Source organism: Flavobacterium sp. RHBU_24 (genome assembly GCF_046613695.1).
Lineage (GTDB): Bacteria > Bacteroidota > Bacteroidia > Flavobacteriales > Flavobacteriaceae > Flavobacterium.
Map to the genome: position 1 here is coordinate 125,380 of NZ_JBKJHD010000008.1, position 25,100 is coordinate 150,479.

General features: G+C 44.4%; 20 protein-coding genes. 4 read left to right on the forward strand and 16 right to left on the reverse strand.

Annotated elements, in window-relative coordinates:
• Nucleotides 1-25: 25 nt before the first annotated feature.
• Complete coding sequence (locus ACLI09_RS10140; protein ID WP_411419502.1) at nucleotides 26-685, forward strand: hypothetical protein; 660 nt, start codon at nucleotides 26-28, stop codon at nucleotides 683-685.
• A gap of 194 nt (nucleotides 686-879) precedes the next feature.
• Here the strand turns inward: ACLI09_RS10140 and ACLI09_RS10145 are convergent, their stop codons facing one another.
• The 11 genes from ACLI09_RS10145 to ACLI09_RS10195 form a co-directional block, all read right to left on the reverse strand.
• Complete coding sequence (locus tag ACLI09_RS10145) at nucleotides 880-1,788, reverse strand: energy transducer TonB (protein ID WP_411419503.1); 909 nt, start codon at nucleotides 1,786-1,788, stop codon at nucleotides 880-882.
• A 1-nt stretch (nucleotide 1,789) separates the two neighbouring features.
• Nucleotides 1,790-2,200: an ExbD/TolR family protein gene (locus tag ACLI09_RS10150; protein WP_411419504.1), complete on the reverse strand. Its 411-nt coding sequence runs from the start codon at nucleotides 2,198-2,200 to the stop codon at nucleotides 1,790-1,792.
• Entirely contained in the window at nucleotides 2,200-2,904 is a 705-nt protein-coding gene (locus ACLI09_RS10155) for a MotA/TolQ/ExbB proton channel family protein (RefSeq protein ID WP_411419505.1), read from the reverse strand. Before ACLI09_RS10155 ends, ACLI09_RS10150 begins: the two co-directional genes overlap by 1 nt.
• Nucleotides 2,905-3,055: 151 nt before the next feature.
• Nucleotides 3,056-6,019 (reverse strand): protein translocase subunit SecDF, encoded by a 2,964-nt coding sequence (gene secDF / locus ACLI09_RS10160; RefSeq protein ID WP_411419506.1) that lies wholly within the window; start codon nucleotides 6,017-6,019, stop codon nucleotides 3,056-3,058.
• 140 nt (nucleotides 6,020-6,159) lie between these two features.
• Nucleotides 6,160-7,092 (reverse strand): malate dehydrogenase, encoded by a 933-nt coding sequence (locus ACLI09_RS10165; protein ID WP_411419507.1) that lies wholly within the window; start codon nucleotides 7,090-7,092, stop codon nucleotides 6,160-6,162.
• Nucleotides 7,093-7,114: 22 nt separating this feature from the next.
• Nucleotides 7,115-8,134, reverse strand: coding sequence for a DUF6588 family protein (locus ACLI09_RS10170; RefSeq protein WP_411419508.1), 1,020 nt, complete (start codon nucleotides 8,132-8,134; stop codon nucleotides 7,115-7,117).
• Nucleotides 8,127-10,067 (reverse strand): DNA topoisomerase (ATP-hydrolyzing) subunit B, encoded by a 1,941-nt coding sequence (gene gyrB, locus ACLI09_RS10175; protein WP_411419509.1) that lies wholly within the window; start codon nucleotides 10,065-10,067, stop codon nucleotides 8,127-8,129. The genes ACLI09_RS10170 and gyrB overlap by 8 nt, the downstream gene beginning before the upstream one ends.
• A gap of 228 nt (nucleotides 10,068-10,295) precedes the next feature.
• Nucleotides 10,296-11,912: an asparagine synthase B gene (asnB, locus tag ACLI09_RS10180; RefSeq protein ID WP_411419510.1), complete on the reverse strand. Its 1,617-nt coding sequence runs from the start codon at nucleotides 11,910-11,912 to the stop codon at nucleotides 10,296-10,298.
• A gap of 334 nt (nucleotides 11,913-12,246) precedes the next feature.
• Nucleotides 12,247-12,699, reverse strand: coding sequence for a hypothetical protein (locus ACLI09_RS10185; RefSeq protein ID WP_411419511.1), 453 nt, complete (start codon nucleotides 12,697-12,699; stop codon nucleotides 12,247-12,249).
• 107 nt (nucleotides 12,700-12,806) lie between these two features.
• The gene (locus ACLI09_RS10190) at nucleotides 12,807-14,558 is read right to left on the reverse strand and encodes a TonB-dependent receptor (RefSeq protein WP_411419512.1); all 1,752 of its coding nucleotides are present in this window, start codon (nucleotides 14,556-14,558) and stop codon (nucleotides 12,807-12,809) included.
• An 8-nt stretch (nucleotides 14,559-14,566) separates the two neighbouring features.
• The gene (locus ACLI09_RS10195) at nucleotides 14,567-17,581 is read right to left on the reverse strand and encodes a tetratricopeptide repeat protein (protein WP_411419513.1); all 3,015 of its coding nucleotides are present in this window, start codon (nucleotides 17,579-17,581) and stop codon (nucleotides 14,567-14,569) included.
• 270 nt (nucleotides 17,582-17,851) lie between these two features.
• Between ACLI09_RS10195 and ACLI09_RS10200 the strand changes: the two genes are divergently transcribed.
• Nucleotides 17,852-18,535: a cell division ATP-binding protein FtsE gene (locus ACLI09_RS10200; RefSeq protein WP_411419514.1), complete on the forward strand. Its 684-nt coding sequence runs from the start codon at nucleotides 17,852-17,854 to the stop codon at nucleotides 18,533-18,535.
• A gap of 3 nt (nucleotides 18,536-18,538) precedes the next feature.
• Here the strand turns inward: ACLI09_RS10200 and ACLI09_RS10205 are convergent, their stop codons facing one another.
• Nucleotides 18,539-19,360 (reverse strand): 2OG-Fe(II) oxygenase, encoded by an 822-nt coding sequence (locus ACLI09_RS10205; protein ID WP_411419515.1) that lies wholly within the window; start codon nucleotides 19,358-19,360, stop codon nucleotides 18,539-18,541.
• Nucleotides 19,361-19,453: 93 nt separating this feature from the next.
• Between ACLI09_RS10205 and ACLI09_RS10210 the strand changes: the two genes are divergently transcribed.
• Nucleotides 19,454-20,329 carry a glycosyltransferase family 2 protein gene (locus tag ACLI09_RS10210; protein WP_411419516.1) on the forward strand — a complete coding sequence of 292 codons (876 nt, stop codon included), beginning with the start codon at nucleotides 19,454-19,456 and terminating at the stop codon, nucleotides 20,327-20,329.
• On the opposite strand, the gene ACLI09_RS10215 is transcribed toward ACLI09_RS10210, so the two are convergent.
• Genes ACLI09_RS10215 through ACLI09_RS10225 form a run of 3 tightly spaced genes read right to left on the reverse strand, consistent with a single transcriptional unit; the run spans nucleotide 20,312 to nucleotide 22,631 of the window.
• On the reverse strand, nucleotides 20,312-21,409 hold the full coding sequence (locus tag ACLI09_RS10215) for a glycosyltransferase (protein WP_411419517.1): 1,098 nt from the start codon (nucleotides 21,407-21,409) through the stop codon (nucleotides 20,312-20,314). The genes ACLI09_RS10210 and ACLI09_RS10215 overlap by 18 nt on opposite strands.
• Nucleotides 21,406-21,816, reverse strand: a complete 411-nt coding sequence (locus ACLI09_RS10220; RefSeq protein WP_411419518.1) for a sugar 3,4-ketoisomerase — start codon at nucleotides 21,814-21,816, stop codon at nucleotides 21,406-21,408. Before ACLI09_RS10220 ends, ACLI09_RS10215 begins: the two co-directional genes overlap by 4 nt.
• Entirely contained in the window at nucleotides 21,813-22,631 is an 819-nt protein-coding gene (locus ACLI09_RS10225; protein ID WP_411419519.1) for a glycosyltransferase, read from the reverse strand. The genes ACLI09_RS10220 and ACLI09_RS10225 overlap by 4 nt, the downstream gene beginning before the upstream one ends.
• Nucleotides 22,632-22,677: 46 nt before the next feature.
• Here ACLI09_RS10225 and ACLI09_RS10230 point away from each other — a divergent pair, with 46 nt between their 5' ends.
• On the forward strand, nucleotides 22,678-23,844 hold the full coding sequence (locus tag ACLI09_RS10230) for a glycosyltransferase (protein ID WP_411419520.1): 1,167 nt from the start codon (nucleotides 22,678-22,680) through the stop codon (nucleotides 23,842-23,844).
• On the opposite strand, the gene ACLI09_RS10235 is transcribed toward ACLI09_RS10230, so the two are convergent.
• On the reverse strand, nucleotides 23,821-25,095 hold the full coding sequence (locus ACLI09_RS10235; RefSeq protein ID WP_411419521.1) for an O-antigen translocase: 1,275 nt from the start codon (nucleotides 25,093-25,095) through the stop codon (nucleotides 23,821-23,823). The genes ACLI09_RS10230 and ACLI09_RS10235 overlap by 24 nt on opposite strands.
• Between the last annotated feature and the right edge of the window lie 5 nt (nucleotides 25,096-25,100).

Genomic DNA, 25,100 nt, shown 5'->3' on the forward strand with positions numbered 1-25,100 from the left:
CATTTATCTACCAATCAATTCTGTTATGAAGAAAATTTACTTGCTATCTATTACTTTTTTTGTACTATATAGCTGTTCAAACAAGCTTGAAAGACAAGCCATTTCCGAAAAATACAGGGCTAATGTTCTGGACAGTCAGTTTCCGTTACGGCTTGCCACTGTTAACTTAGATAATGATAAACACAGCCTGGCTTTAGATGATAATAAGGTGTTTAAAATTGAAAAGGTCATAAAAGATTTTGTGGATGAAAATGTACTTAGCGATGACCCGAAAATACAGGCAGATGCGTATCTGCGAACCATACGCCTATTCGATGAAAAGCATACGCTATATGTTATACTTTTAAAATCCTACCCAACAGACGAGGTAACGGCCAGAGTTTTAATCTATGACAATAACACGCATGAATATTTAAAAGATACTTTTGACCTGAAATTATATGCCCTGTATGACTATGATAATGGAGCGCTGACTCCTACCAACCTGAGACGGCAGTTTAAAATCACGTCACCCGAAATTGAGCTGACCGATTTTAACTGGGACAGTATTAATGATTACAAGTTCACCCGGCTTTGGCATAATGGTACATTTAACGCTATTCATACCACTATAATTAGCGTAGCTAATGCAAAAATTGATACGTTGTCTTTTGAAGAGAAGGTGATAGGTAGAATAGAAAATTAACGTTAGTAACGAAGCACCTTAGTATATAGCCAAAACTGACGAAGTAATCTCATCAGAATAAATAGATTGCCGCGCTCTGTTCCTTTCCTCCGCTCGCAATGAAAGCACCTGAAGAAAGGAACTAAAAAAAACAGCCGCCTTTCGACACGCTCAGGTTGACTGTTTTTTTTTGAGAACGTTGCAATGCAACGCCTTTATTCCGTAAGCTTAAAGTTATATACAATAGTACCCGTTTGCTTTTCTGCGGCATTGGGGTTACTGTCAAATTTAGTATTCAGGGCGGCAGCCTCAGCCTGGTCGGCCAGGCAGCGTGCGGAGTTAGTAGTGCCACGTGCACCCGCATTAGCCGATATCACTTTACCGCTTTGGTCTACCGCTATGGCTACCACCACTACACCCTGTTCGTTACAGGTATAGCGTGGGGCGGGCTTGGTAAGTACTTTACGTCCCGCTAATTTGTAGTTGCCTACACCTGTACCGTTACCGGCACCACTACCCCCACCGGATCCTGAGCCGCTGCCGGGGCCTGTACCGGTACCATTACCACTACCGGTTCCGCCGCCACGGCCACCGCCGGTACCGCCGTCGCCATCATAGCCGCCATTGCTTATGCCGTTATTCCTGCCCTGGTTGCCACTCTGGCCGGTATTGCCGTCGCCGCCGTTACTGCCATTAAGCAGGTTATCCAGCGCCTCGTTACGGGGCTTTGCAGGTACCACGGGCTTTTTAGGAGTTTCAGGCTTTGGGGTTTCCACGCGTGTAGAGCGGTTCTCTACAGGTTTTGTATTGGCTACCGCCTCGGCTTTGTCATCATCGCTGCCCACTACTTCTTCGGCCGGGGCTGAGGCCGATGGTGCCGATGCAGCAGCGCTCTTTGCCTCGCTTTGATCGCGTATGCCGGCCCCCACTTCGCTGTCGCCAAAGTCTATGGTAGTACCGCCACCGCCACCGCCGCCTTCTTCAAGCATTACCACAATTTCTTTTTTCTCTTCGTCTTGTTTGTCCACATCAAACTTCAGGACAAATAGCAGGAGCATTACAATGGCAAATATGCACACTGTAATGATGCCCGATTCTTTTTCCTCTTTAGTCAACTGTGCCATATTATGGTTTTTTGATGGTGGCAATAACAAATTTTAGTTTCTGGCTTTCTCCAATTTCAAGAACATTTACCATGTCCTGAACTTTAAGGTCATACGGAAACCTTACAATAACCGTGCTGTCTTTTGTTTGCTCTACGTGCCGTGCCAGCCTGTACCCCAGCGAATCAAATGCCACGGGGGCCTGGTCAAGGTAATACCTGTTCCCTTTGCCTTCTTCAACCTGTATAGAAAGGCTGATGTGGCTTTTAGTTGTCTGTGCCGTACTTTTTGCCTTCGGCAGGCTCAGCTTTATTACGTTAGGATTAGCAAGGGTAGATACTATAAGAAAAAACAGGAACAAAAAAAACATGATGTCGCTAAGCGATGAAGCCGCGATTTCTGCATGGAAGCGTTTATTTCTTTTAACCCTCATTATTTACCTGTAGTTATAGCATTTATAAATTGTATGGCCTGCCTTTGTAAACGCAGTGAAAAATTATCTATCACCACGTTAAAATAGTGGTACGCAGAGTAAGCTATTACACCCACTACAAGCCCAAGGCCGGAACTGATCATTTTTTGGTACAACCCTTTAGATATGGTATCAATAGTTATCTCACCTTCCACGGATATAGTGTGAAAGATAACGATAACACCGCCAATGGTACCAATGAACCCAAGAATAGGTGCGGTACCGGCAACAAGGCCCAGCCAGCCCAGTTTCTTTTCCATCATGCCTATTTCTACGTTGGTCTGCTTTTCCATCATGCCTTCTATTTCGCTAAGCGGGCGGCCTATAAGCGTTATGCCGCTTTCCAGTATGTTGCCTTCGGCGGTATTTGCCTTGCTCGCGGTCATCTGGGCGGCTTCAATTTTGCCGGAACTTAGCTGAAAACGTATATCGTTTATAAGCGCTTCGTTATGTTTTGTAACCTTGTTATAGTAGATGGCCCTTTCGATGATTACGTACAGTGTAAAAAACAGCAGCAGCAGGATAGGTATTACCATTATCCCCCCGTTCATTAACATTTCAAAGAACCGTATGGGTTCCTCTTTTGCGCCCGTTGCAGCGGCAGCGGAAGTATCCTGTACAGCGGCAGGTATAGTGTCCTGCAATAATAACATTAGGTTCATCATATTATTTGTCAGTTTTATTTCTGTTAAGGTGTGTCTAAAACTATGCCTTTTTTTTAGATTATAACGAAGATATTTTTCTTTACGTATGCAAATAAATAAAAAACCTGCCTATTAACATAGGAAGGTTCTATAATTTTTAACAAATATAATACTATACTGTTTCTGCCTCAAGGGCTTCGTTGTGTTTTTTAACGATAGCTTCCTTGTCTTTTGCAGGCATGGTATCTACAAGTACCGGTGTTGCAATAAACAGTGATGAATAGGTACCTACCACGATACCTACAAGCATGGCAAATATAAATCCGCGGATGCTGTCGCCACCAAAAATGAACATGATACCCAATACCAATATCATGGTTAATGATGTATTAACCGTACGGCTCATGGTGGTGTTGATTGATGCATTTACAATACTGTCAAACGTACCTTTTGAGTTACCGGCCAGGTACTCACGTACCCTGTCGAATACAATTACGGTATCGTTCATCGAGTAGCCAATTACCGTAAGGATGGCCGCGATAAAGTGCTGGTCCATCTCCATGTGGAACGGCATAAACTTGTAGCAAACCGAGTAGATGCCCAATACAAAGATAACGTCGTGCGCTACCGCAGCGATTGCACCAAGTGAATACTGCCACCTGCGGAAACTTACCATAAGGTAAACAAATACCAGCGCCATAGCGCCCAGTACCGCCCAGTAGGCATTGGTTTTAATATCATCTGCCACTGTAGGGCCTACTTTTGTTGCCTGAAGCACACCCAGTGTTTTACCATCGCTTGTTTTTATAAACTCATCGTAAGTAATATCCTTTGAGTAGTATTTTTTAAGCGCCTCATAAAGCTTGTTGTTCACTTCGGTATCCGCAGCATTGGTATTCTCGCCAATTTTATATTTTGTGGTAATACGCAGCTGGGAGTCGTTACCAAATACCTTAACATCCACATTTTCGTTAAATGCCGCGCTTGAGCTAAGCAGCTCTTTAATTTCCTCACTCTGTACCGGTTTTTCAAACTTAACCTGGAAGCTACGCCCACCGGCAAAGTCAATACCCTGGTCTAATCCATTTACATAAAATGAAATACAGCTGCCTATTACTACCAGTGAAGAGAATATGTAGGTAAACTTCTTGGCTCCAAGGAAATCGAAATGGAAATTAGTAAACCAGTTTTTAGAAAGTGGCGTTACAAAAGACAGCTCTTTACCTTTCTTAACATAATGGTCAAGGAATAGCCTTGTAATAAATATAGAGGTAAACAGTGAGGTAAAGATACCTATCAATAGTGTGGTTGCAAAACCTTTAACCGGGCCCGAACCAAATATTAAAAGTACCAAACCGGTAAGCACGTGGGTAACGTTAGCATCAATAATTGATGACATGGCGCCCCTCCAGCTAAAGGCCGTTTTAACCGACTCCTCCAGCGTTTTACCGTGCCTCAGCTCCTCCTTAGCCCGCTCGTAAATAATAATGTTAGCATCTACAGCGGTACCTATGGTAAGCACGATACCCGCAATACCCGGTAGTGTAAGCACTGCACCAATACTTGCAAGTACACCAAATATAAACAGGATGTTAACTAAAAGAGCGGCGTTTGCAAACCAGCCGGCTTTACCGTAGTAAACAATCATCCATAGCGATACGATAAGCAAACCTGCAATAGAAGAATTTATACCGTTATCTATAGCTTGCTGTCCTAATGACGGCCCTACAATTTCCGACTGTACAATTTCGGCGCTTGCAGGCAGTTTACCCGCACGCAGTATGTTAGCTAAGTCAGTCGTTTCTGTAACTTCAAAACTACCGCTGATGATAGAGTTACCACCGGCAATAGGGCCTGTGGTTACACTCGGTGCAGAATATACCACATTATCAAGCACAATGGCTATATTGCCCTTTTCTACAAAGGCTTTACCGGTAAGCTCTTCCCATTTCTGGGCACCTACAGGGCTCATGGTCATAGAAACCGCGGGCTGGTTGCTCTGGTCAAATGTAGCAATAGCGCCGGTAATAACACTTCCGCTAAGCGGCGGCTTTTGCTGCTTATTTGTTTTTAAGGCATAAAGTTCAAGAAGGCCCTTAGTTTCTTTTGCTTTCGATTCTTTACCGTAAACAAAGCGTGCAAAACGCGCCTCTGCAGGCAGCAGGCTCCTGATGTCGTCCCTTTTAAAATAACCGCTTACAGCAGCAGTATCTTTAACGTTTACCATACCTAATATGGCACCGCCCATAAACTGTATCTTGTCCATCAACGGGTTATTACCCTTCGCTACAGCGCTGGTATCGCTTTTACCCAATATCTTATCAAGGGAGTCGTTAGCTGTAGTGGCCGTTTCCTTAACAGGAACTTCGGTTTTTTTAAGTACTTCGTTAGCCGAGATTATAAACCCTTGTAAATCATTAAGTTTAAATGTTTCCCAAAACTCAAGCTGTGCCATGTTGCTTACAAGCTTCTTCACGCGGTCTATATCTTTAGCGCCGGGAAGCTCAATCATGATACGGCCTGTTTCGCCTATTTTCTGTATGTTAGGCTGTACTACGCCAAACTGGTCAATACGCTCAGAAAGTACACGGAAAGCACTGTCTACTGACTCACTTACTTTTTTAGTAATGATTTTCTGAACTTCAGAATCAGACATTGTATTGTTGATGTCCGTATTCAGTGTATTTGTAAATACCTCTGGCGAGGCTAGTTTTACAGTGCCGTTAGATTCTTTTTGAAATGCGATAAAAAACGCGTCAAGATAACTCTGGTTACCCTCCCTTTCTTTAGTAGCACGCGCCAGGGCCCTGTTAAAAACAGCGTTTTCTGTATTTTTAGTCAGCCCTTTAAGGATGTCTTTTACAGAGATTTCAAGCATTACGTTGATACCTCCCTCAAGGTCTAGCCCTTTGTTAATTTGTTTGTTCCTTACCTCATCATAAGTATAATTAAGTACCGGATATACCACTGAATCCTTCATCGAGTTCAGGTATTCTACTTCCTTGTTACTGTCGCCTTTGGCAAATGCCTTAGCGTCTTTCTCTATACCCGAAGATACAAAGGTGAATGAAAGCTGGTAGATACATAATATACCAAAGAGGATTGCGAAAAATTTTACGAGTCCCTTATTCTGCATTATTACTAAAAATTAATTGTTCCATTTTTTTAAAAACGAGCAAATATATAATTTACGATAAGATTAACCAATTTATTTGTAAATTATATCCAAAAAAAAGGCTGCGCCCGGCAGCCCTTATGTTTTCTGGTATTTTGCTATCAGGATATATCGGCAAGTGCGGCGTTCATGCTGCGTACAGCATCGGCACTTTTACTGAATTTTTCTTTTTCGGCATCATCAAGATGCACATCTACAATTTCTTCCCATCCGTTAGCCCCTATAATACAAGGCACGCCTATGCATATATCGCTTTGGCCATACTCCCCTTCCAGGTATACCGAGCAGGCTATCATTTTTTTCTGGTCGTTAAGTACGCTGTCTACCAGGTAGGCTACTGATGCCCCCGGCGCATACCATGCCGAAGTACCTAACAGCCCGGTAAGCGTAGCGCCACCCACCATAGTGTCTGCAGCTACCTTATCAAGCACATCCTGGCTTAAAAAACTCGATACCGGGCTGCCGTTGTAGGAGGCCAGCCTGGTAAGCGGTATCATGGTAGTATCGCCATGGCCGCCTATAACCATGCCTTGTATATCATTAATAGGTTTATCAAGCGCTTTAGAAAGGTAGTATTTAAACCTTGAGCTGTCCAGCGCGCCACCCATGCCTATAATCCTGTTTTTAGGCAGGCCGGTAGCCTTAAGCGTAAGGTAGGCCATGGTATCCATAGGGTTAGAAACCACTATAATTATGGCGTCAGGCGAATATTTAAGGATATTTTCTGCAACGCCCTTTACAATACCGGCGTTAATGCCTATAAGTTCCTCCCGGGTCATGCCCGGTTTGCGCGGCACGCCCGATGTTATAACCACCACGGCGCTGTTAGCTGTTTTTGAGTAATCGTTTGTTACGCCGGTAACTTTGGTATTAAAGCCCGTGTTAGAGGCGCATTGCATTATATCCATGGCTTTGCCCTCTGCAAAGCCTTCCTTAATATCAAGAAGCACTACTTCGCCTGCAATCCCGCGGTACGAAATTACGTCTGCACAGGTGGCGCCCACGTTTCCGGCACCTACTATTGTTACTTTCATAAGGTATGTTTTATTAGTTTGGTTACTTAAATAAATACTGTAATGAGATATTCGTATTTACAAATTTACCAAAAGCAACGATAGTTTGAACATTAAAATTACCAATATTATAACAACAGGACATTTCTCCTATATAATTGGTACGGGTTTTATAAATTTCCTTTAAACGCTGGTTAAGTATCTGCTGCAGGGGTATAATTTCTTCAATGGTACCCGTTTCGCCGTCTACGGTATATTTTACGTCGCTCACGTTACCGATAATACTTCCCATAAACTCGAGTTTCCCAAATTCCTGCGACGCGCTGTACTGAAACTGGTAGGTATCTACCGTGCCGGTTATGGTGTTAATGCCCAGCGTACCAAAATCGGTCTTCACATCCAGGAAGTTAAATGAAACCTCCTCTTTGCTGTAACCGGCAAAAACGGCCATGTGTATTTTTTGTTCTTCAAATGATTTTATGTACTGGCTAAAGTTGTATTTAAGCCCCGCGCCATACACCTGGTAGTCGCTCTTTTTTAATTTTACGTGAGGGGAGAATTTAATAACCAGCTCTGTGCCGAACGGTAAGCCTACCGACCCCTGTAAATAAGGATAAGCCACGGTATTCATGTTCATGCCCTCGGGGGTTTTCATGCGCAGCGCGCTGCCGCCCAGAGTGCCGCTTAAAAATACCTGGTTATCATTGCCTAATGCTGTGGGCACACCTGCCGAAGAACCGTTTTCAAGCTGGAAGAATTTAAAATCGCTGTTGCGTATTACAAACAGCTGGTCGCGTTTTGGTGTAAAAAATACGTTGGTATGGAAACCTAACTGTACTTCGCCAAACTTTTTTTTCCTGGGGCTGGTAATCCATCCGGAAGACGACTGGTATACCGCCGCATCAGTAGCGGGGGTTACATACTGGTCAGAAAAAAATAGGGCATCATCAATCAGATACCCTATTTCCTGTGTTACCTGCGCAACATCAGTTTGCGCCTTTACGCGTCCCGTGGCAACAAAGCACGTGACAACCGAAGCTATTTTTAACAGCGGCTTACGCATCTATCTTGGCATAAGCGGCGTTCTTCTCTATAAATTCCCTCCTTGGCGGAACCTCGTCACCCATAAGCATTGAGAATATCCTGTCGGCCTCAGGCAGGCTGTCGATATTCACCTGGCGCAGTGTGCGGAACTCCGGGTTAAGCGTGGTTTCCCAAAGCTGCTCGGCGTTCATCTCTCCAAGGCCTTTATAACGCTGTATGGCTGTACCGCCACCCATGCGCTCTGTAATAAGGTCGCGCTGGTTTTCCGTCCAGGCATATTCCTTTTTGTTACCTTTTTTTACCAGGTATAATGGCGGGGTCGCTATATATACGTGCCCATTTTCTATAAGCTCTTTCATAAAGCGGAAGAAGAATGTAAGTATAAGCGTTGATATATGCGAGCCGTCTACGTCGGCATCACACATAATAACCACTTTATGGTAGCGCAGCTTTTCAAGGTTCAGCGCCTTGCTGTCTTCGGCCGTGCCTATGGTTACACCCAGCGCGGTAAATATATTGCGTATCTCTTCGTTCTCAAACACCTTGTGGTGCATGGCTTTCTCTACGTTAAGTATTTTACCCCTTAGCGGAAGTATGGCCTGGAATGCCCTGTCGCGCCCCTGTTTTGCGGTACCACCCGCAGAGTCGCCCTCTACAAGGAATACTTCGCATTTTTCAGGGTCCTGCTCAGAGCAGTCAGATAGTTTACCCGGCAATCCGCCGCCGCCCATAACAGTTTTGCGCTGCACCATCTCACGGGCTTTCTTGGCCGCGTGGCGTGCCTGCGCCGCAAGTATTACCTTTTGAACTATAGTACGGGCATCGTTAGGGTTTTCTTCAAGGTAGTTCTCCAGCATTTCGCTCACGGCCTGGCTTACCGGCGCCACTACCTCGCGGTTGCCCAGCTTGGTTTTGGTCTGGCCTTCAAACTGCGGCTCCTGTACCTTAACCGAAATAATAGCCGTTAACCCCTCGCGGAAGTCATCACCACTAATTTCAAACTTAAGTTTATCTAAAAGGCCCGAGCTGTCGGCATATTTCTTAAGGGTATTGGTAAGCCCCCTGCGGAAACCCGAAAGGTGTGTACCGCCCTCATGCGTGTTAATGTTGTTTACATACGAGAAGATATTTTCGGTATAACTCGTATTATATATAAGTGCCACCTCAACCGGGATTTCGCCCTTTTCATTCTCCATGCTTATCACATGGCTGATTATGGGTTCGCGGTTAGCGTCCAGGAAACGGATGTATTCCTTTAAGCCCTCATCTGAATGATATACTTCTGATACAAACTCGCCTTTATCGTCTTTATTCCTTTTATCGGTAAGCGTTATGGTTATCCCTTTGTTAAGAAACGAAAGCTCGCGCATACGTGCGGCAAGCGTATCGTAAGAAAACTCGGTAGTCTGCGTAAAAATGGTATCATCCGGGTAAAAGGTTTGTGTAGTACCCCTGCGCTCGGTTTCGCCTACCTGTTTTACCGGATACATGGCTTTACCCTTTTCATACTCCTGCTCATAAATCTTACCGTCGCGGAAAACGGTTGATTTCATATGGTTACTCAGTGCGTTTACCACCGAAACCCCCACGCCGTGCAATCCGCCCGATACTTTATAGGAGTCTTTATCAAACTTACCGCCGGCGCCTATCTTGGTCATTACTACCTCAAGTGCGCTAACGCCTTCTTTTTTATGCATGTCGACCGGTATACCACGGCCGTTATCTTCAACAGTTATAGAGCCATCCTCGTTTATTGCCACGCCTATGGTGTCGCAATAGCCGCCCATGGCTTCATCAATAGAGTTATCAACAACCTCATAAACAAGGTGGTGCAACCCACGTACACCTACATCACCAATATACATCGACGGACGCATCCTTACGTGTTCCATCCCTTCAAGGGCCTGTATGCTGTCTGCCGAATAATTGTTTTTCTTTGCTTCTTCGCTCATAAATTTATGTCCTTTGCAAAATTTTACGTTTAACGAACAAATATAGCAAAACGCGGCAGATAATGCTACAAATCGCCTCTAATTAGCTTTTAAGTTATTAACATTTTATTAAAACTAAGCAACCTTTGCGTAAACTTATATGCCGGTCATAAAATATAAAAACAAAACACCCCCGCGTTAGCAGGGGTGTCTCCACAAACAAACAAACTAAATTCCAAAAACCTGAAATTAAACTACTATCTTCTGTTGCGCTATGGCAGTATCGGCTTGTACGTGTGCGGCATTGGCGCGGCCACTTGGGTCGGTATTCGCCTGCCACTTTGGTATCCATTTCCTTACGGTTTGCGCGGCGCTTACCTGCGGGAAATGCTTATGGAACACGCTCCTGTAATAATACGCCTCTTTAGTGGCCGGGGTGTTGTACGGGAAACGCTGTGCGGCGGCTTCCAGCTCCTCATCCGTAACCTGGCTTGCGCAGTACTCTATTAAAGTGTCAATCCAGTTATACCCTACCCCATCGCTAAACTGCTCCTTTTGCCTCCACAGTACGCTGTCCGGCAAATACGGCTGCTCAGGGGTATCAAATGCTTTCCTTAAAATATATTTTTCAACGCCATCGTAGGTCTTTGGCTGTTTCTCTTCCGGTTTAATTTTTATGGCCAGCTCCAGGAATTTTTTATCCAGGAACGGTACGCGCGCCTCAAGTCCGTGCGCCATGGTACTCTTGTCTGCCCTTAGCAAATCGGCCGTAAACAGTTTTTGTACCCTGTCTATTGTTTCCTGGTGGAACTCCGCCGCCGACGGCGCATTGCGGAAGTACAGGTACCCACCAAATATCTCATCAGCCCCCTCACCGCTCAGTACTACCTTAATGCCTTTTTCGGTAATTGCCTTACTTAAAAAGTACATGGGTGTACTGGCACGTATAGAGGTAACATCGTAGGTTTCGAGGTGCCAGATTAACTTATCAAGTATCTCTATGCCCTGCTCTATGGTAAAATGCACTTCGTGGTGCTGTGTGCCTAAAAATTCGGCTACCGAACGGGCAGCAACGGCATCGGGCGCCATGGCATCAAGGCCTATGGAGAACGAGTGCAGCGGCTTGCCGGTATCCTTTAATAACCTTGCGGCTATTGAAGAGGTAAGCGAAGAATCGAGCCCGCCCGAAAGCAGCACCCCGATAGGCACATCGCTCATCAGCCTTTTTTCTACCGCCTGTGTTAGTGTAGTGCGAATGGCTTCGTAGTCCACTTCTTCAACACCTTTTGCGGCATCTTCCCACTCGGGCTTGTAGTATTTTACAAATCCGGTTTTAGCGGTATAATAATGCCCCGGAGGGAAAGTAGAGAACGTTTTGCACTGGTCGGCTATCGACTTCATTTCGCTTGAAAAGTACATCCTGCCCCGGTCGTCAACACCGTAATATAACGGCTTAACACCAAGCGGGTCACGCCCTGCAATATAATCATCGCCGTCTATCACCACAAAAGTGAACATACCATCGAGCATGTGGCAAAAATCATAACCAAACTCCTCATACAGGTGAACGATAACTTCAGAGTCGGAAGTAGTGCGGAACGTGTGCCCTTTAAGAACGGTATCGCGCAGCTGCTGGTGGTTGTATATCTCGCCGTTGTGTACCATCCATGCATCGGTAGTGCCCTGTATCGGCTGTTTGCCGGTATGCAGGTCGATGATAGATAAACGCTCATGGCTCAGTATATGCCCTTTTTCGGTCACATGCAAATCACTTTCATCCGGGCCGCGGTGCGACATCCTTTTAGATAACTGTTTTACCAGCGCCTCGTCTTTTCCCTTTCCTATAATTGCTAAAATTCCGCACATACTACTCGTCTCTTTAAAATTGATGTTAAAACCTTTTATTTGGTCTATTTCAACAAGACAAAGTTGCGGTTTTGGTTTACATTATAAAACACATACTATAAATAAGCTTTCATATTTAAATTTAAAGTATCTGTTTTCTATTAATCTATAAGCAAAGTAGGGTAATAAGCGTGTCATAGATTACAAAACATAAAAAAACCATCTTGACGATGGTTCTAAGATATAAGGTATTTTTTCACGCAAAGGTGCAAAGACGCAAGCTATGCCCTTATTAACTTCACGCCTTCACGTGGAATAAACAATTGCTTCAGGTATATACAATTTACCAGTCAGATTACACTACCTCACTGATAAGATACTTCGTTCCATTCACCTCAAAAGTATCGCCCACAACTTTACCCAGCATCATACCGCCCAGCGGCGACTGGGGAGACAGCGCTATGATGCTTACCCCATCTACTGTTATCTTAGGCAGTGCAGTACTTACAAACAGGTGAAAGCCATTTGCCTTTACCAGGCTGCCTACCACTACCCTGTCGTTAATTACGTCAGGGTTAATTTTATCGAGCAGTGCTTTCTGCTCTAAAAATTCGGCAATCTTATGGTTCAGCTTTTCCTGCTCCAGGTGCATCATTGATAGTGCCGTTTCGTGCTTATCTCCGGCAGACCCTTTTGCATCGTTAGCGGCGCCTTCGGTTAGGGCGGCCACCATATCACGAAATGCATCAAGTTTATCGCCCGTCTGCTGTTTGTAGTAAGCGAGTATTTTGTGTTTGAGTGAATCCATATTATTTTATTCCGCAAAGAAACGCATAGAAGGCACAAAGCTACACAAAGGTTTTACTCTTTGAGCATCTTTGTGCCTTCTTTGTGGAACTTTGGGTTATAGCGTTCTTATAAATTAAACTTATACGTTGCCCCCAGCATAAACTGGAAACCCTGCACCGGGTAGTATAGCCACTTTTGGTAATTTTGGCCGGTAATGTTGTTCAGCTTTATAAAGCCTGTCAGGCGGTCGTTATAATGGTAGCCTACATTAGCATTTACATCAAAATAGCTTTTAAGGGTTACCACCTGCTGGTCATAAAAAGCAGGATCAGGCGAACTTACTGTAAATATACGGTCTTTACGGTCGCCCACAAAGAATATGTTTGTACCGGCATACCATTTTTCGGTAATGTCTACATCAAGGTTAGCGCCTACTTTAATAGACGGCAGGTTCCAAGCTTCGGCCTGGTCTGTTGTATAATTAAAGTAGGTGCCGTTAATACCAAAACGTACGGTATTGCTAAAATCGGCTTTAAGTTCGCCAAAGAAACTCACTGTTTTCAGGTTGTCATACAAAAGTGTGAATGAGTTGCCATACTGGTATCCCTTAAGCGAAGTAGCACCGGTGGCAATTTCCAGCGGATTGTTAGCCGCAAAAAATGCCCGGTCGTCTTCGTTCATGTATGAGCCGCGCAGGTTATAGCTTATAGCGCTGGCCAGTTTACCTTTTAAGCCTACATAAATATCATATTGCTGGTTTGTAGGGGCTACAGTAAGCGTAGGCGATACAAACGGGTTTTGACCGGCAAAGTCGGCATAGGAGTTTTGTTTCAGCGTACCCTCCGCGCCGGCGTAAGCCACCATCAGGTCGCCCACCACTTTAAAGCTACCTTTAACTTGCGGATAGATGTATACCTTATTTTTGCTCTCCTCATTCTGTTTTCCCATGCTGTAAAACACCCCTGCGCCAAACTGTACTGCAAGATCTTTATTCTGGTACTGTATGCTGGGCTGTATGCCGAGGTTAAAGTTGCTGTAGGTTATGGCATCCTGGGCAAAATAGTAATGATCAAAATCACCACCCACATAATCCGCCACCACGTCAAACTTTACTTTGGTTTCAGATATGTCTATATCGAACGATGGCGTAATAAAAAACCGGTTCTCGGCAGAGTTAAACCCATCCCAAAAGCGCTTGTACTGCGCCTGTGCCTCATGAAAAAAGCCATCGCGCATGGTAAGCTTACCGCCCACATAAGCCGTGTTATAGGTTTGTTTTACATCAAGGTCGGTAGACGTCGCATTTTCATCAAACAATGAATAATCCAACCCATACCAGTTGTAGCCCTGATGCTGAAAGCCCAGGTCGGTGCTCCAGGTATATTCCTTCTGGCGGTTGCCGTAAGTAAGGTCTATGCCGGTGTTGCTGTAATTATTGTCGAGCTTTACCCCCTCAATACCTCCCTGCGACGAAAGGTGCCGCAGCAACCCGCCCACGTACTGGCCATCGTCAAGGTTTTGGGTAACAAATATCTCACCGTTTATGGTACCATAGTTGCCCAGGCCCAGCGTGGCATAGTTATTAAAGTATTTTTCGCGGGCTTCCTTATCTACTGCCGCAGCCCTGCCCTTTGCGGGAGAGAATGTTGACGCTACCGGATACGAAAAGATGTTATACTGTATCTCTTTTTTGGTGCTGTTCTCCTCGTCTTCTATAACCGGGGTTTCCTTTACTTTAAAGGCATCAGATATTGTGGGGGTATACGGCTTAACCACGTTTACCACCTCTGTACCTATATTTTCGTCTTTCTTTTGCGCGTATGCACCCTGTGTGGCTGCAATTGCCGCTATTATGGCTATTTTATATGCTGTCTTCATGGCGTGTCTTAGTTTTGGATGGATGAATTGCGTTGGGCTTCCTGGCCTTTGATTTTGTCAAGTTCGCTCTGTGCCTCTTCCACCACATCTGCGTAGGCTGTAAAATTCTTGATAACGCTCTCCAGTATGTAGGTAGCCTGGTAGCTGTCTTTAAGGCCGTAATAGTTTTTAGCCATTACCACAAGGCCTTTTGCTCCAAAATATTTATAGCCGCTGTAGTCTTTACTCAGCTTTTGCACAGCTTTGTTACTATCATCAAACTTGCTGTCCTTATTTTTAAAGTAGGCATCATAATACAGCGCCTCGGCAGCAAGCTCGCCTTTTGCTATGGTAAGCAGTTTTGCATACGCCGCACGGGCTTTAGGCTCGTCATTGGTTTTAACCGCCGAGCGTGCTACAATAATCTGCGCATCGCTTTTAACACGGTCTTCGGTTTTGCTGTTTGCCAAAACCTTATCAGCATATACCACGGCATTGGCATAATCTTCGGTATCATAATAGCATTTCATCAGGTTGCTCTGCGCGAAGGTTACGTTCTGCGGAAAGTCGGCCTCTGCCTCCAGCCTTTTAAGTACCGGGGTTGCCTTAGCACAATTTGCCTGCTTTACATAAATTTGCGAAAGCCTTGCCAGCGCCTGCTCGGTAAACTCGCTGCGCGACTTAGATATTACATATTCATAGTTTGGGATTGAGTTGGCTTCAAGACCATCGGCATAGTACGACTGCGCCAAATAGAAATTCGCCTTAAGCGCCGATATCCCGTTAGGGAACTTAGCCACATAACTGCTTAGCGATGCTATGGCCTGCTTGGTATTGTTTTGCAGGTACTGTTTTTCGGCAGCCTCAAAAGCGGTGTTATCAAGGTCGGCATCGCTTACATCTATAAAGTTGAGTGTTTTTACCCATGCGGCATACTCATCGGTACGGCCATTGTCTACATATATAAGGCGTGCTGTTTGTACCGCCTCTACACTCTCAGGAGTGTTGGGGAACTTAGCTACCACCTCTTTAAACTTGGCAAGAGCTTTATTGTCCTGTTCGGCATTATAATATATTAGCGCTTCACGCATAAGCGCCTTGCTTACATAGCTGCTGGTTTTATATTCGGCAATAAGCCTTTCATACGCTGCTATGGCTTTCGGGGTCTGCTTTTCGGTTACATAGGTATTACCCAGTTCATACAGCGCGTCATCGGCATATTTAGATTTAGGGTACTTCGCCACAAAGGCGGTAAGGTCTTCAATCTTCTTTTCGTTACGCGCCACAAAGCCGTAGCTCAGCGCTTTCTGGAAGAGCGCATAATCGCCGTCTATACCATTCATTTCAATCGCCTTGTTGTAGGCCTCCATAGCCGGCCAGTACTTTGCGGTAACGAACTGGCTGTCGCCAAGGCGTAGCAACGCATCGTTTATGCGAACTTTATCATCCTTAGCGGAGGCTACATAATCGCCAAAAAACTTAGCCGCCTGTTCATATTCCTTCTGCTTAAAGTAAGCGTAGGCAATATTGTAGTTAATGTTCTTATACTCAGGCGTAGTCTTGGCCGCAGCCATACCGTTAAACTGTTTAAAGCTTATAAGGGCTTCGCTAAACTGGTCCAGCCCATACTGGGTTTCCCCCTGCCAGAATGTTGCACGTGCTGTAATCCGCGGGTCGCGCTGTTCGGCTATGCTCTTTTTAAACAGGGCAAGCGCTTCCTGGTAGTTGCCATCGGTATACAATTCCATACCCCGGTAAAAGGTTACCTTCTGGTAGGCGATCCTGTTCTCAGGGGTTTTATTTTTTTCTAATAACGAAAGCGCCTCGGTATAATTCTTAGAACTGATATACGAGTCGATAAGCAAATTCTGTATCTCCTGATGGAATGGCGACGCAGGGTATTTTTCCTGGAATGCGCCCAGCACTCCCGGTACGCTCTGGTAGGGGTTGCCTATCTCATAGCTCAGTTTTGCATAATTAAGGAACGCATCCTCCTGAATCTTTGGCTCAAACTCCATTTCGCTGGCATTCTTAAACGCGTTAAGCGCCTGTTGTTTCTGGCCGCTTTTCAGGTAGCTTTCCCCAAGGTGGTAGTAGGCGTTTTGCGCAATGGCATCCTTACCCCCTATTATTTTATTAAATTCGGTTATCGCATTGGCATAATCGCTCTGCTTGTAATAGGCGTAACCCAACTGGTAAAAGTCGGTATTGCTCCACCTGCCTTTGGTTCCCCTGTAGTTTTTAAGGTAAGGGATGGCTTTATCATATTGCCCAAGGTTAAAATAGCTTTCGCCAATAATTTTGCTGAGTTCGCTTTTTTCATTGGCATCGCTTTTGGGCAATTGTGGTAAGCCCAGGTCTATCGCTTTCTGGAAGTTGCCTTCCTTAAAGGCCATATCCGCCTGAAAGTACGACATCTTTTCGCTGTACTTTTCCTTATCCTCTACCTGCTCAAAATAGGCCGTGGCTTTTTTATAATCGTCGCCTTCATAAGCAAGGAAACCTAAGTAATATTTCGCCTGGCTGCCATACACTTTAGAATCCTTAACCTTTTGCAGGTATTTGTCGGCTTCCTTTTTATCGCCGTTACTAAAATAGCTGTACCCCTTCTGGAAGTTATACCGGTCACGGTCAGTATCGCCCAATGCGTTTTCGTCTACCTTATCATAATATTCCAGTGCCTGCTTATAGCTGCCACGGCTAAAGTACAGCCCGGCAATATCTACATACGCCTGGTTTTGGCGGGTGCTTACAGGGTAGTCTGCAACAAAGTCTTCCATCAGCACATCGGCGTTCTTCTGGTTCAGCTTTATGGCGCACTCGGCAATATAAAACGCGCAGTCTGCCTGCACATCAGATTCGTCATTGTTTTCTTTTGCCTTCTCAAAAAGTATCTGCGCCGCCTGGTACTGCTTGTCGTTGTACAGTGTTACAGCCTTATCATACTCTTTTAGCTGGTGGGTATAAATAGTAGATTGCTGTGCCCGGAGGCCCAGCGCCGCAAAGGGAATGGAAAGCAGCAATAGCCTGTTTAGTCTGCGCATGTGTGTTTTGTTTTTAGGTAAGCCAAATATACCAATTCTTACATAAACAAACGGAGGCCTTTGCCCTTTTAGTATGAGGCTGGTTTTGTGAAATAAACGCCCAAACCGGCCGTAATCAGGGCTGTTGCAATACTACAGGCACTGTTTGCGTTGTAATAATAGTATAAACTTTAACCCAAAATTAACCAATAACTGTGCCTGCCCCTGTTTAAATTTATTTTGTATCCCGAGGTTTATTACTACTTTTACACAACTAATTTTACAAACACCATGTCTCATCCCATATTATCGCTTAAAAGTGTAAACATATACCAGGAGCATAACGCTGTGCTTACTAATATAGACCTTGACGTTAACCGCGGTGAATTTATTTACATCATCGGCAAAACAGGTTCTGGCAAAAGCAGCCTTATGAAAACCCTGTATGGCGACCTTAAGCTAAGGGAAGGGCAAGGCACATTCGTAGACTATGACCTGGCCAACCTCCGTGAGCGCGATATACCCTACCTGCGCCGCAAAATAGGTATCGTATTTCAGGATTTTAAGCTATTGCCGGACAGGACAGTGCACGAAAACCTGCTTTTTGTACTGAAAGCTACCGGCTGGAAGGAAAAGACCGAAATGGACGTTAAGATAAACGAGGTGCTGGATAAGGTAGGTATGAAAAATGCCCTGCACAAAATGCCGCACCAGATATCGGGTGGGGAGCAGCAGCGTGTAGCCGTGGCACGTGCATTGCTTAATGACCCCGAAGTGATACTGGCCGACGAGCCCACCGGTAACCTTGACCCGCAAACCAGTGTAGAGGTAATGCAGCTACTGCGCGAAATAAACCAAAACGGCAAAACCATAGTAATGGCCACGCACGACTATGCCCTGATTATGAAATTTCCGGCCAAGACGCTTAAGTGCGATGAAGGTACGGTGTTTGAGGTGGTGCAACGGACGGTATAATACTTACTTTTCGCCTTTTTTATACACATGCGGGTTTTCTACAATACCTTTTTTAAATATTTTACGGATGCCGGTACGCAGCATGGTATCAAGCTGTAGCGCTATATCGGTAAGCTTGTTTTCAGGCCTGCCCCTAAAAGACGTTACATGAAAGGTATCAGCTTCATGCAGGGCATGGTCAGAAAAATAGTAGTTTGATATACAACATCTTACCCCGTTAAAAACGACAGGTGAAACTGAGTGCAGCGATGCATTATGCGTAGCCATTACCGCAAGCCTGTTAAACTTGCTGTGCACCCTAACCTGCTTTCCTTTAAGCCCGTCGGGCCAAAGTTCAAGGTTGCCGCCATAGCTCTCTTCCCAGCCCGGCGTTACATAATACAGCAGGTTTAGCACGCGCCAGCGCTGCCGGTCTTTATCGTGCGAATTGTCAAGGTGGGGGTTTAAGAACTGCCTGTGCGCCATGACAGAAATGCCTCCCGCATACAGGTACTCATCGGGGTAAATATCTTTTAAATTACAAATTTCAGAAACCAGTTGCACTACCCTCCTGTCCTGAAAGGCATAAATAACATCTTCCAGCAGTGGGTTATATTTATTCATCTGGGCGGCCACATACTTATCTTCGCGAAGGCTTTTTTTAAGTACCATATCATGTGTGGCGGGAAAAGCGGTATAAATTTGGAGGGCGAGGGCCTCCGGCAATACATCGTCTACAAAAAAATACCCTATGGCGCCTTTACTATCGCTGTACTGCTGTATAAGGCGGGCTTTATTTTCCAGTAGCGTATTGTAAACCAGGGTAGCTATTTCGGTTCTGTCCATTATATAAACTTTGACCCCAAATATACGGTATAGCCGTAATTTATAAGAACAGGTATCGCTTTATTTACTACTTTTGCCCAAACTTTTAACACAATGCTCTCTGTACTTGTACCTGCTTATAACTATGACGTTACACCACTGGTACAGGCAGTACACACACAATGTTTAAAGGCAGGCATTGACTTTGAAATTATTGTGGCAGACGATAGCCCGGGCTCTCCTTTGTGTATTAAAAACAGCGGGATAACAGTATGGAGCCACTGCCGTTTTATACAAAACAAAGTTAACCTGGGGCGTACCCTTACCCGAAAAAAACTGGCCGAAGCGGCAGTATATACCACCCTGCTTTTCCTTGACGCCGATGTTATGCCCGCCGATGGCGCATTCATAACCCGTTACCTTCCGTTTATAAATAAGGGTAACACCGTGGTTATGGGTGGCTATGCTTATAAACAGGAATCGGGGCAGCCCGCATTGCGCCTTAAATATGGGAGGGCCCGCGAAGAGAAAGCTGCCGCAGAGCGCAATAAAAAACCCTATACCAGCGTATTTTCAGGAAATTTTTTAACCTCAAAGCACGTTTTCCTGCAAAACAACTACCCTGAAAACCGCAATTTTTATGGCATGGACAACTACTTTAGTTACAGCCTGTATAAAAACAAGGTAGCAGTAGTGCATATAGATAATCCTATTTACCACCTGGGTTTAGAAGAAGATACTGTTTTTTTTGCAAAATGCCTTGAATCAGTACGCATACGCAAAGAACTGCTGGCAGATAAAGAGGGCATAGAAAACATCAATCCGCTACTGCGTTACTACAGGCAACTGGGCAAATATAGGCTGCGCGGCGTTGTAGCGGTAGCATTCAGGCTGTTTGAACCCCTGCTTAAAAAACGGATAATGAATAAAAACCATGATCTTTTTTGCTTAGACCTTTACCGGCTGGGTTATTTATGCACCATTAGCTAATGATGTAAACAAGTTGTTCCACTGCTGCATAATGGCCTCTAAATTATACATAGCTGCCTTCTGTTTCGCGGCTTTGCCAAATTGTAGCCGCAATTCCTGGCTATACATAAGCTGCTGTAGGGCGCTAATAAATCCACGTTCGTCATCATCTTCTACAAGAAAACCGTTTACACCATTACATATTAGTTCCGCAGGGCCTGTGGGGCAATTATAAGCTACACAGGGCACGCCGCACGCCATAGCTTCTAACAGCGCCAGGCCAAAGGTTTCACTAACTGATGTCATTATGCTAATGGATGCGTGGCTGTACGTTGCTTCAATATCTTTAACCGGCTCCGAAAAAATAATATTTTCCAGCTTATTTTCATCCGCTAATAATATCAAATTGTAATCAGGATTATAGGCTCCATAAATTTCGAGCGTCCAGTCAGGAAAATATTCCGATACTTTTTTCCAAATATTAAACATCCTTTCATATCCCTTTTCCTGTGAGTGCCTGCCCATAGCTATAATTTTTTTTGACGTAAGCGGGTTTTGCCCCGCAGGGCTGAACCATAACGAATTTGAAATTACAGTACTGTTTTTAAACTGCCATTCGGCTCTGCCTCCCTGTGTTAGGGTAACAACCTGCCTGTACCGTGAAAAAACAAAATTGAGCAATGCACGGGGGGGGATCATCCTGAGCAGCTTATTTTGCCTTATTTCCTTTTCTATCAAAAATCTCGAAGCATGCATTTCATACACGAGCGGTATTTTTTTGGGTAGCAACCACGGCAAAAAAAAACTTTTTAAGCCATTATCACACATTACCACAACGTCTGGCTGTATACCGGAAACCGTTTTTTTAACCCCTTTGCAATACGACAAAAAGTAAGAAAACACATTGCCTCTTTGGGGCTGCAGGTAAACAATTTTTAACCGGGGGGATACCTCAAATAGTATCTCCTGCAAATCAGGGTTAGTAACAAGTACCGTAATATCATAGCCCAGTTTATCGGCAAGATACCCCGCCTTGAGCAGCAACACCCGTTGCATACCCCCGGCACCGCCCAGCCTCGGTACTACGTAGAGCAGCTTCATTGTTTAGAAGCTAAAAAATCTGGGTATTCTCTAATATAATCGGCCTCATCAAAAACATCCTGCGCGATAACCAGGCATACCGCGCCTGAAGAAAAGTTTTGCAGCTCCCGCCAAATACCATTTACAATATGCAGCCCTTTTGAGGGCCTGTTAAGCGTAAAGGTTTGCCTATTGGTGCCATCGTCAAGTAGTACATCAAAGCTGCCGCTCAGGGCTATAAGTATGGCGTGCTGTGCAATGTGGCAGTGCCCGCCTCGTTCTGCCCCCGCCGGCACATCAAAAAGATAATATATGCGCTTAAATGTATAGGGTATGGTACCTTCCTGTATAAAGGCAAGGTTGCCCCGGTAATCATTAACTACCGGAAAGTCGATTATACTAATATCGCTAAGCGTGGTATTCTTCATGTTTTTAAATATGCTTTCCGGCCGTTGCGGGCTGCCTTTATGGCGCTAATAACCCTGCTAAGCTTTATTTTTTTATTCTTTATTTCAAAGGCCAGTTTTAAAAGTACCCAAAAAATCCATCCAGAGCCATACAGTGCCGAAAACAGCGCACCCTGCACATAGTACTTTCCCGCTACCGGGATACGGCTGTGGGTATCGGCGGCATTATGCGCAACTATAGTAGCCGGCTCCATTACAATTTTAGCCGGCTTTTGGTAAAGTGTGTTTACAAATATAGCTTCTTCGCCCATAATAAACGGGCTGCCCAGGCCAAAACGTTCATCAAATTTTATCTTGTATTTATCTATACTTTTTTTGTTTACCACCATTTCTATCGACATGATGCTGAGCCTCTTTAGCGCCGGAGGGTTGCTTACCCTTTCCAATGGGTATTTTTTATACGGTTGCCCCGCACCGTTTTCTGCCCTGAATGCTATTAGCGCGGCGGCAGGGGTTTCATTAAAAGCAGTGAGTATGGCCGTTTCTAATCCGGGTTTAAAAACCACATCATCGTCGCTTATAACGCATAAAATGCCCGTTGCATTGCTTAGCGCAAGGTTCCTGCTTTTAGACAGCCCCGTTTCAAACGAATTGACAACCCGCACACCGGGATATGGTGAAATCAGCTGCTTATCCGGCGAAGTCTGGTTGATGATAAGTATTTTAAATTCAGAAAAATGTGCAAACGGAAACATAGGTATTAAAAAATCGAGGCTGTCCCTGTGCATGGTAGACAGCAATATTTCGATATCCGATTTTTTAAAAGCTCCTGCCAATGTTTTATATTTACATCAGCAAATATAAAAATTTTAACCGCCGCGGATGAAAATACTTTTAGTAGGCGAATACAGCCGGTTGCACAATTCGCTTAAGGAAGGGCTTGAGGCGCTGGGCCACACTGCAGTAATAGTTAGCCCCGGCGACGGGTTTAAGGGCTATGCCAGCGGATTATCTGTAAGCCCTGCACTTTTTAAAAACGGGTGGTTAAAAAAATTTAAGAACGGCGTGTATAAACTTACAGGTGCCGACCTGGAACGCTGGGAAAAAGGCATACGGTTTTATAGGTTACTGCCCAAATTAAAGGGTTACGACCATGTACAGCTTATAAACAGCGACGCGCTCGAAACCCCGCCATGGCTGGCAAAACGGCTGCTGCAAAAATTGTTTGCACAAAATGCTGACAGCATGAGCCTGCTGGTGTGCGGCGACGAAACGCCTGTTATAGCATACAACCTTTCGGGTAAAATAAAATACTCTGTACTTACACCCTACTTTAAAGATAAAAGCCTTAAAAATTATTACAGCTACTCCCTTAAATATCTTACTAAACCCCATCGCGACCTGTTTGCATGGATAGCAGGAAGGGCTAACGCCATCATTACATCCGACCTGGATTATGAACTGCCCATGCAGGCAATGGGCTACCCCACACATTTTATACCGAACCCCATTAATACTGAGGCGATAGCATTTTCGCCCCTTTCGGTAACTGGCAAAGTGGTTATATTTTTAGGCATCAACCGGCTGAGTTATACGAAGAAAGGGATACATTATTTTGAGCAAGCTTTAGAAATAATCAGGCATAAATATCCCGATAAGGTAGAAATAATTATTACCGAAAACATACCTTATGCCGAATATATTAACCTGTACAACCGCGCCCACATACTGCTGGACCAGGTATATGCTTATGACCAGGGGTATAACGCCCTTGAAGCCATGGCTAAGGGCAAAGTGGTTTTTACCGGCGCCGAAACCGAATTTACAGCACATTACCACCTTACTGAACCTGTAAATATAAACGCCCTGCCCAATGCAAATGCTATTGCCGATGCATTAAGCCACCTTATAGAAAACCCTGATGAACTTATAGCAATAGGAAAACGTGCCAGTGCCTTTATAGAAAAAGAGCATGAATATAAAATGATTGCGGCGAGGTATGTGGAGGTGTGGGGTAAAAAAAAACTAAAACACTTTTTTCCTGAATAAAATAAGCAATACCATAAAGTAGATAAGATAAGTAACAAAATGGGCCATTGCGGCACCCTCTGCCCCAAAATATGGAATTAAAATACGCCCCGAGGTATAAAAAACCGCAAACGAAAATAGCTCCGTGCCAATATACATTTTGGTTAGCCTGCGCGCAAAGAATTCCTGGGCCAGTATAAAAGAACATACCTTTAGCAAGTCGCCGAATAATTGCCACACAAATAAGCCCGACATGGGCAAAAAATCGGCTGAAAGTGTAATTTTTATAATGAGATTTTTAAGAAAATATATAAGTACAATGCCGGCAATAAATATGGGCACCACAATTTTATAATAACTCCTGAAAATACTTTTTGTTTCGTTTATTGTTACTGCTTTTGAGAGTTTCGGCAAAAAATAAACGGTAATTAATGTTGTAACAAAAGTAAGGTAAAACGAAGACAGCCTGCCCATGCCTTCCCAATAACCTGCCTCCCTAAGGCCGGCGTTGTCAATAATAGTGTTCCTTAACGATATGTATACCACCGGTGCCACAAGTGCGGTAACAAAACTCATTAAGCTATAAGCAGAGAGGTTTTTTAATGTTGCAATATCAAAGTATTTTCTTTGCAGTAAAAGCCGCATGTTTATGCTGCTGTATAAGGGATAAATACTAAGGAACATTAAGAGTACAGGCGAAGCTACCAGGCCTAAAAATGCCCCTGACACCCCCATTTTCCATATAAGCAGTGCAGAAACAAGCACCCCGAAAAAATTTCCCGCGATATTAAGGTAAATAACTTTGTGGTGCTTGCCAAGCCCGTTTAAGAACGAAATAAAAACGATACTTCCGCTATATAAGGGTAGTACACACCCTAAGACCCTGAATATCCATGCATACCCCCTATTGCCGTTAAATACCCAGGAACTCCACCCCGTCGCCGGAACTATTAGCAACGCGCCACAAAATATGGCTGAAATAAGCAGGGTAATAATTGTTGTAGATACAACCCTTGCCAGCTGCTCCTCCTCTTTTTCAAACTTCGCGGTATAGGTAATAATGCCATTTTGTATCCCTAACGTAGAAAAAGTATCTACTGAAGTGAGAAAGTTACGCAGGCTGCCCGTCAACGCCATCCCGGAAGGGCCTAAAAAAATAGCTATCATTTTACTTGAAAGGAATCCCCCCGCAATACGCATAAGTACACTTACCGAATTTAAAGACGATAACCTGATTATAGGATTAGCTATTATTTTTTTTAGGAGCTTCAATTATA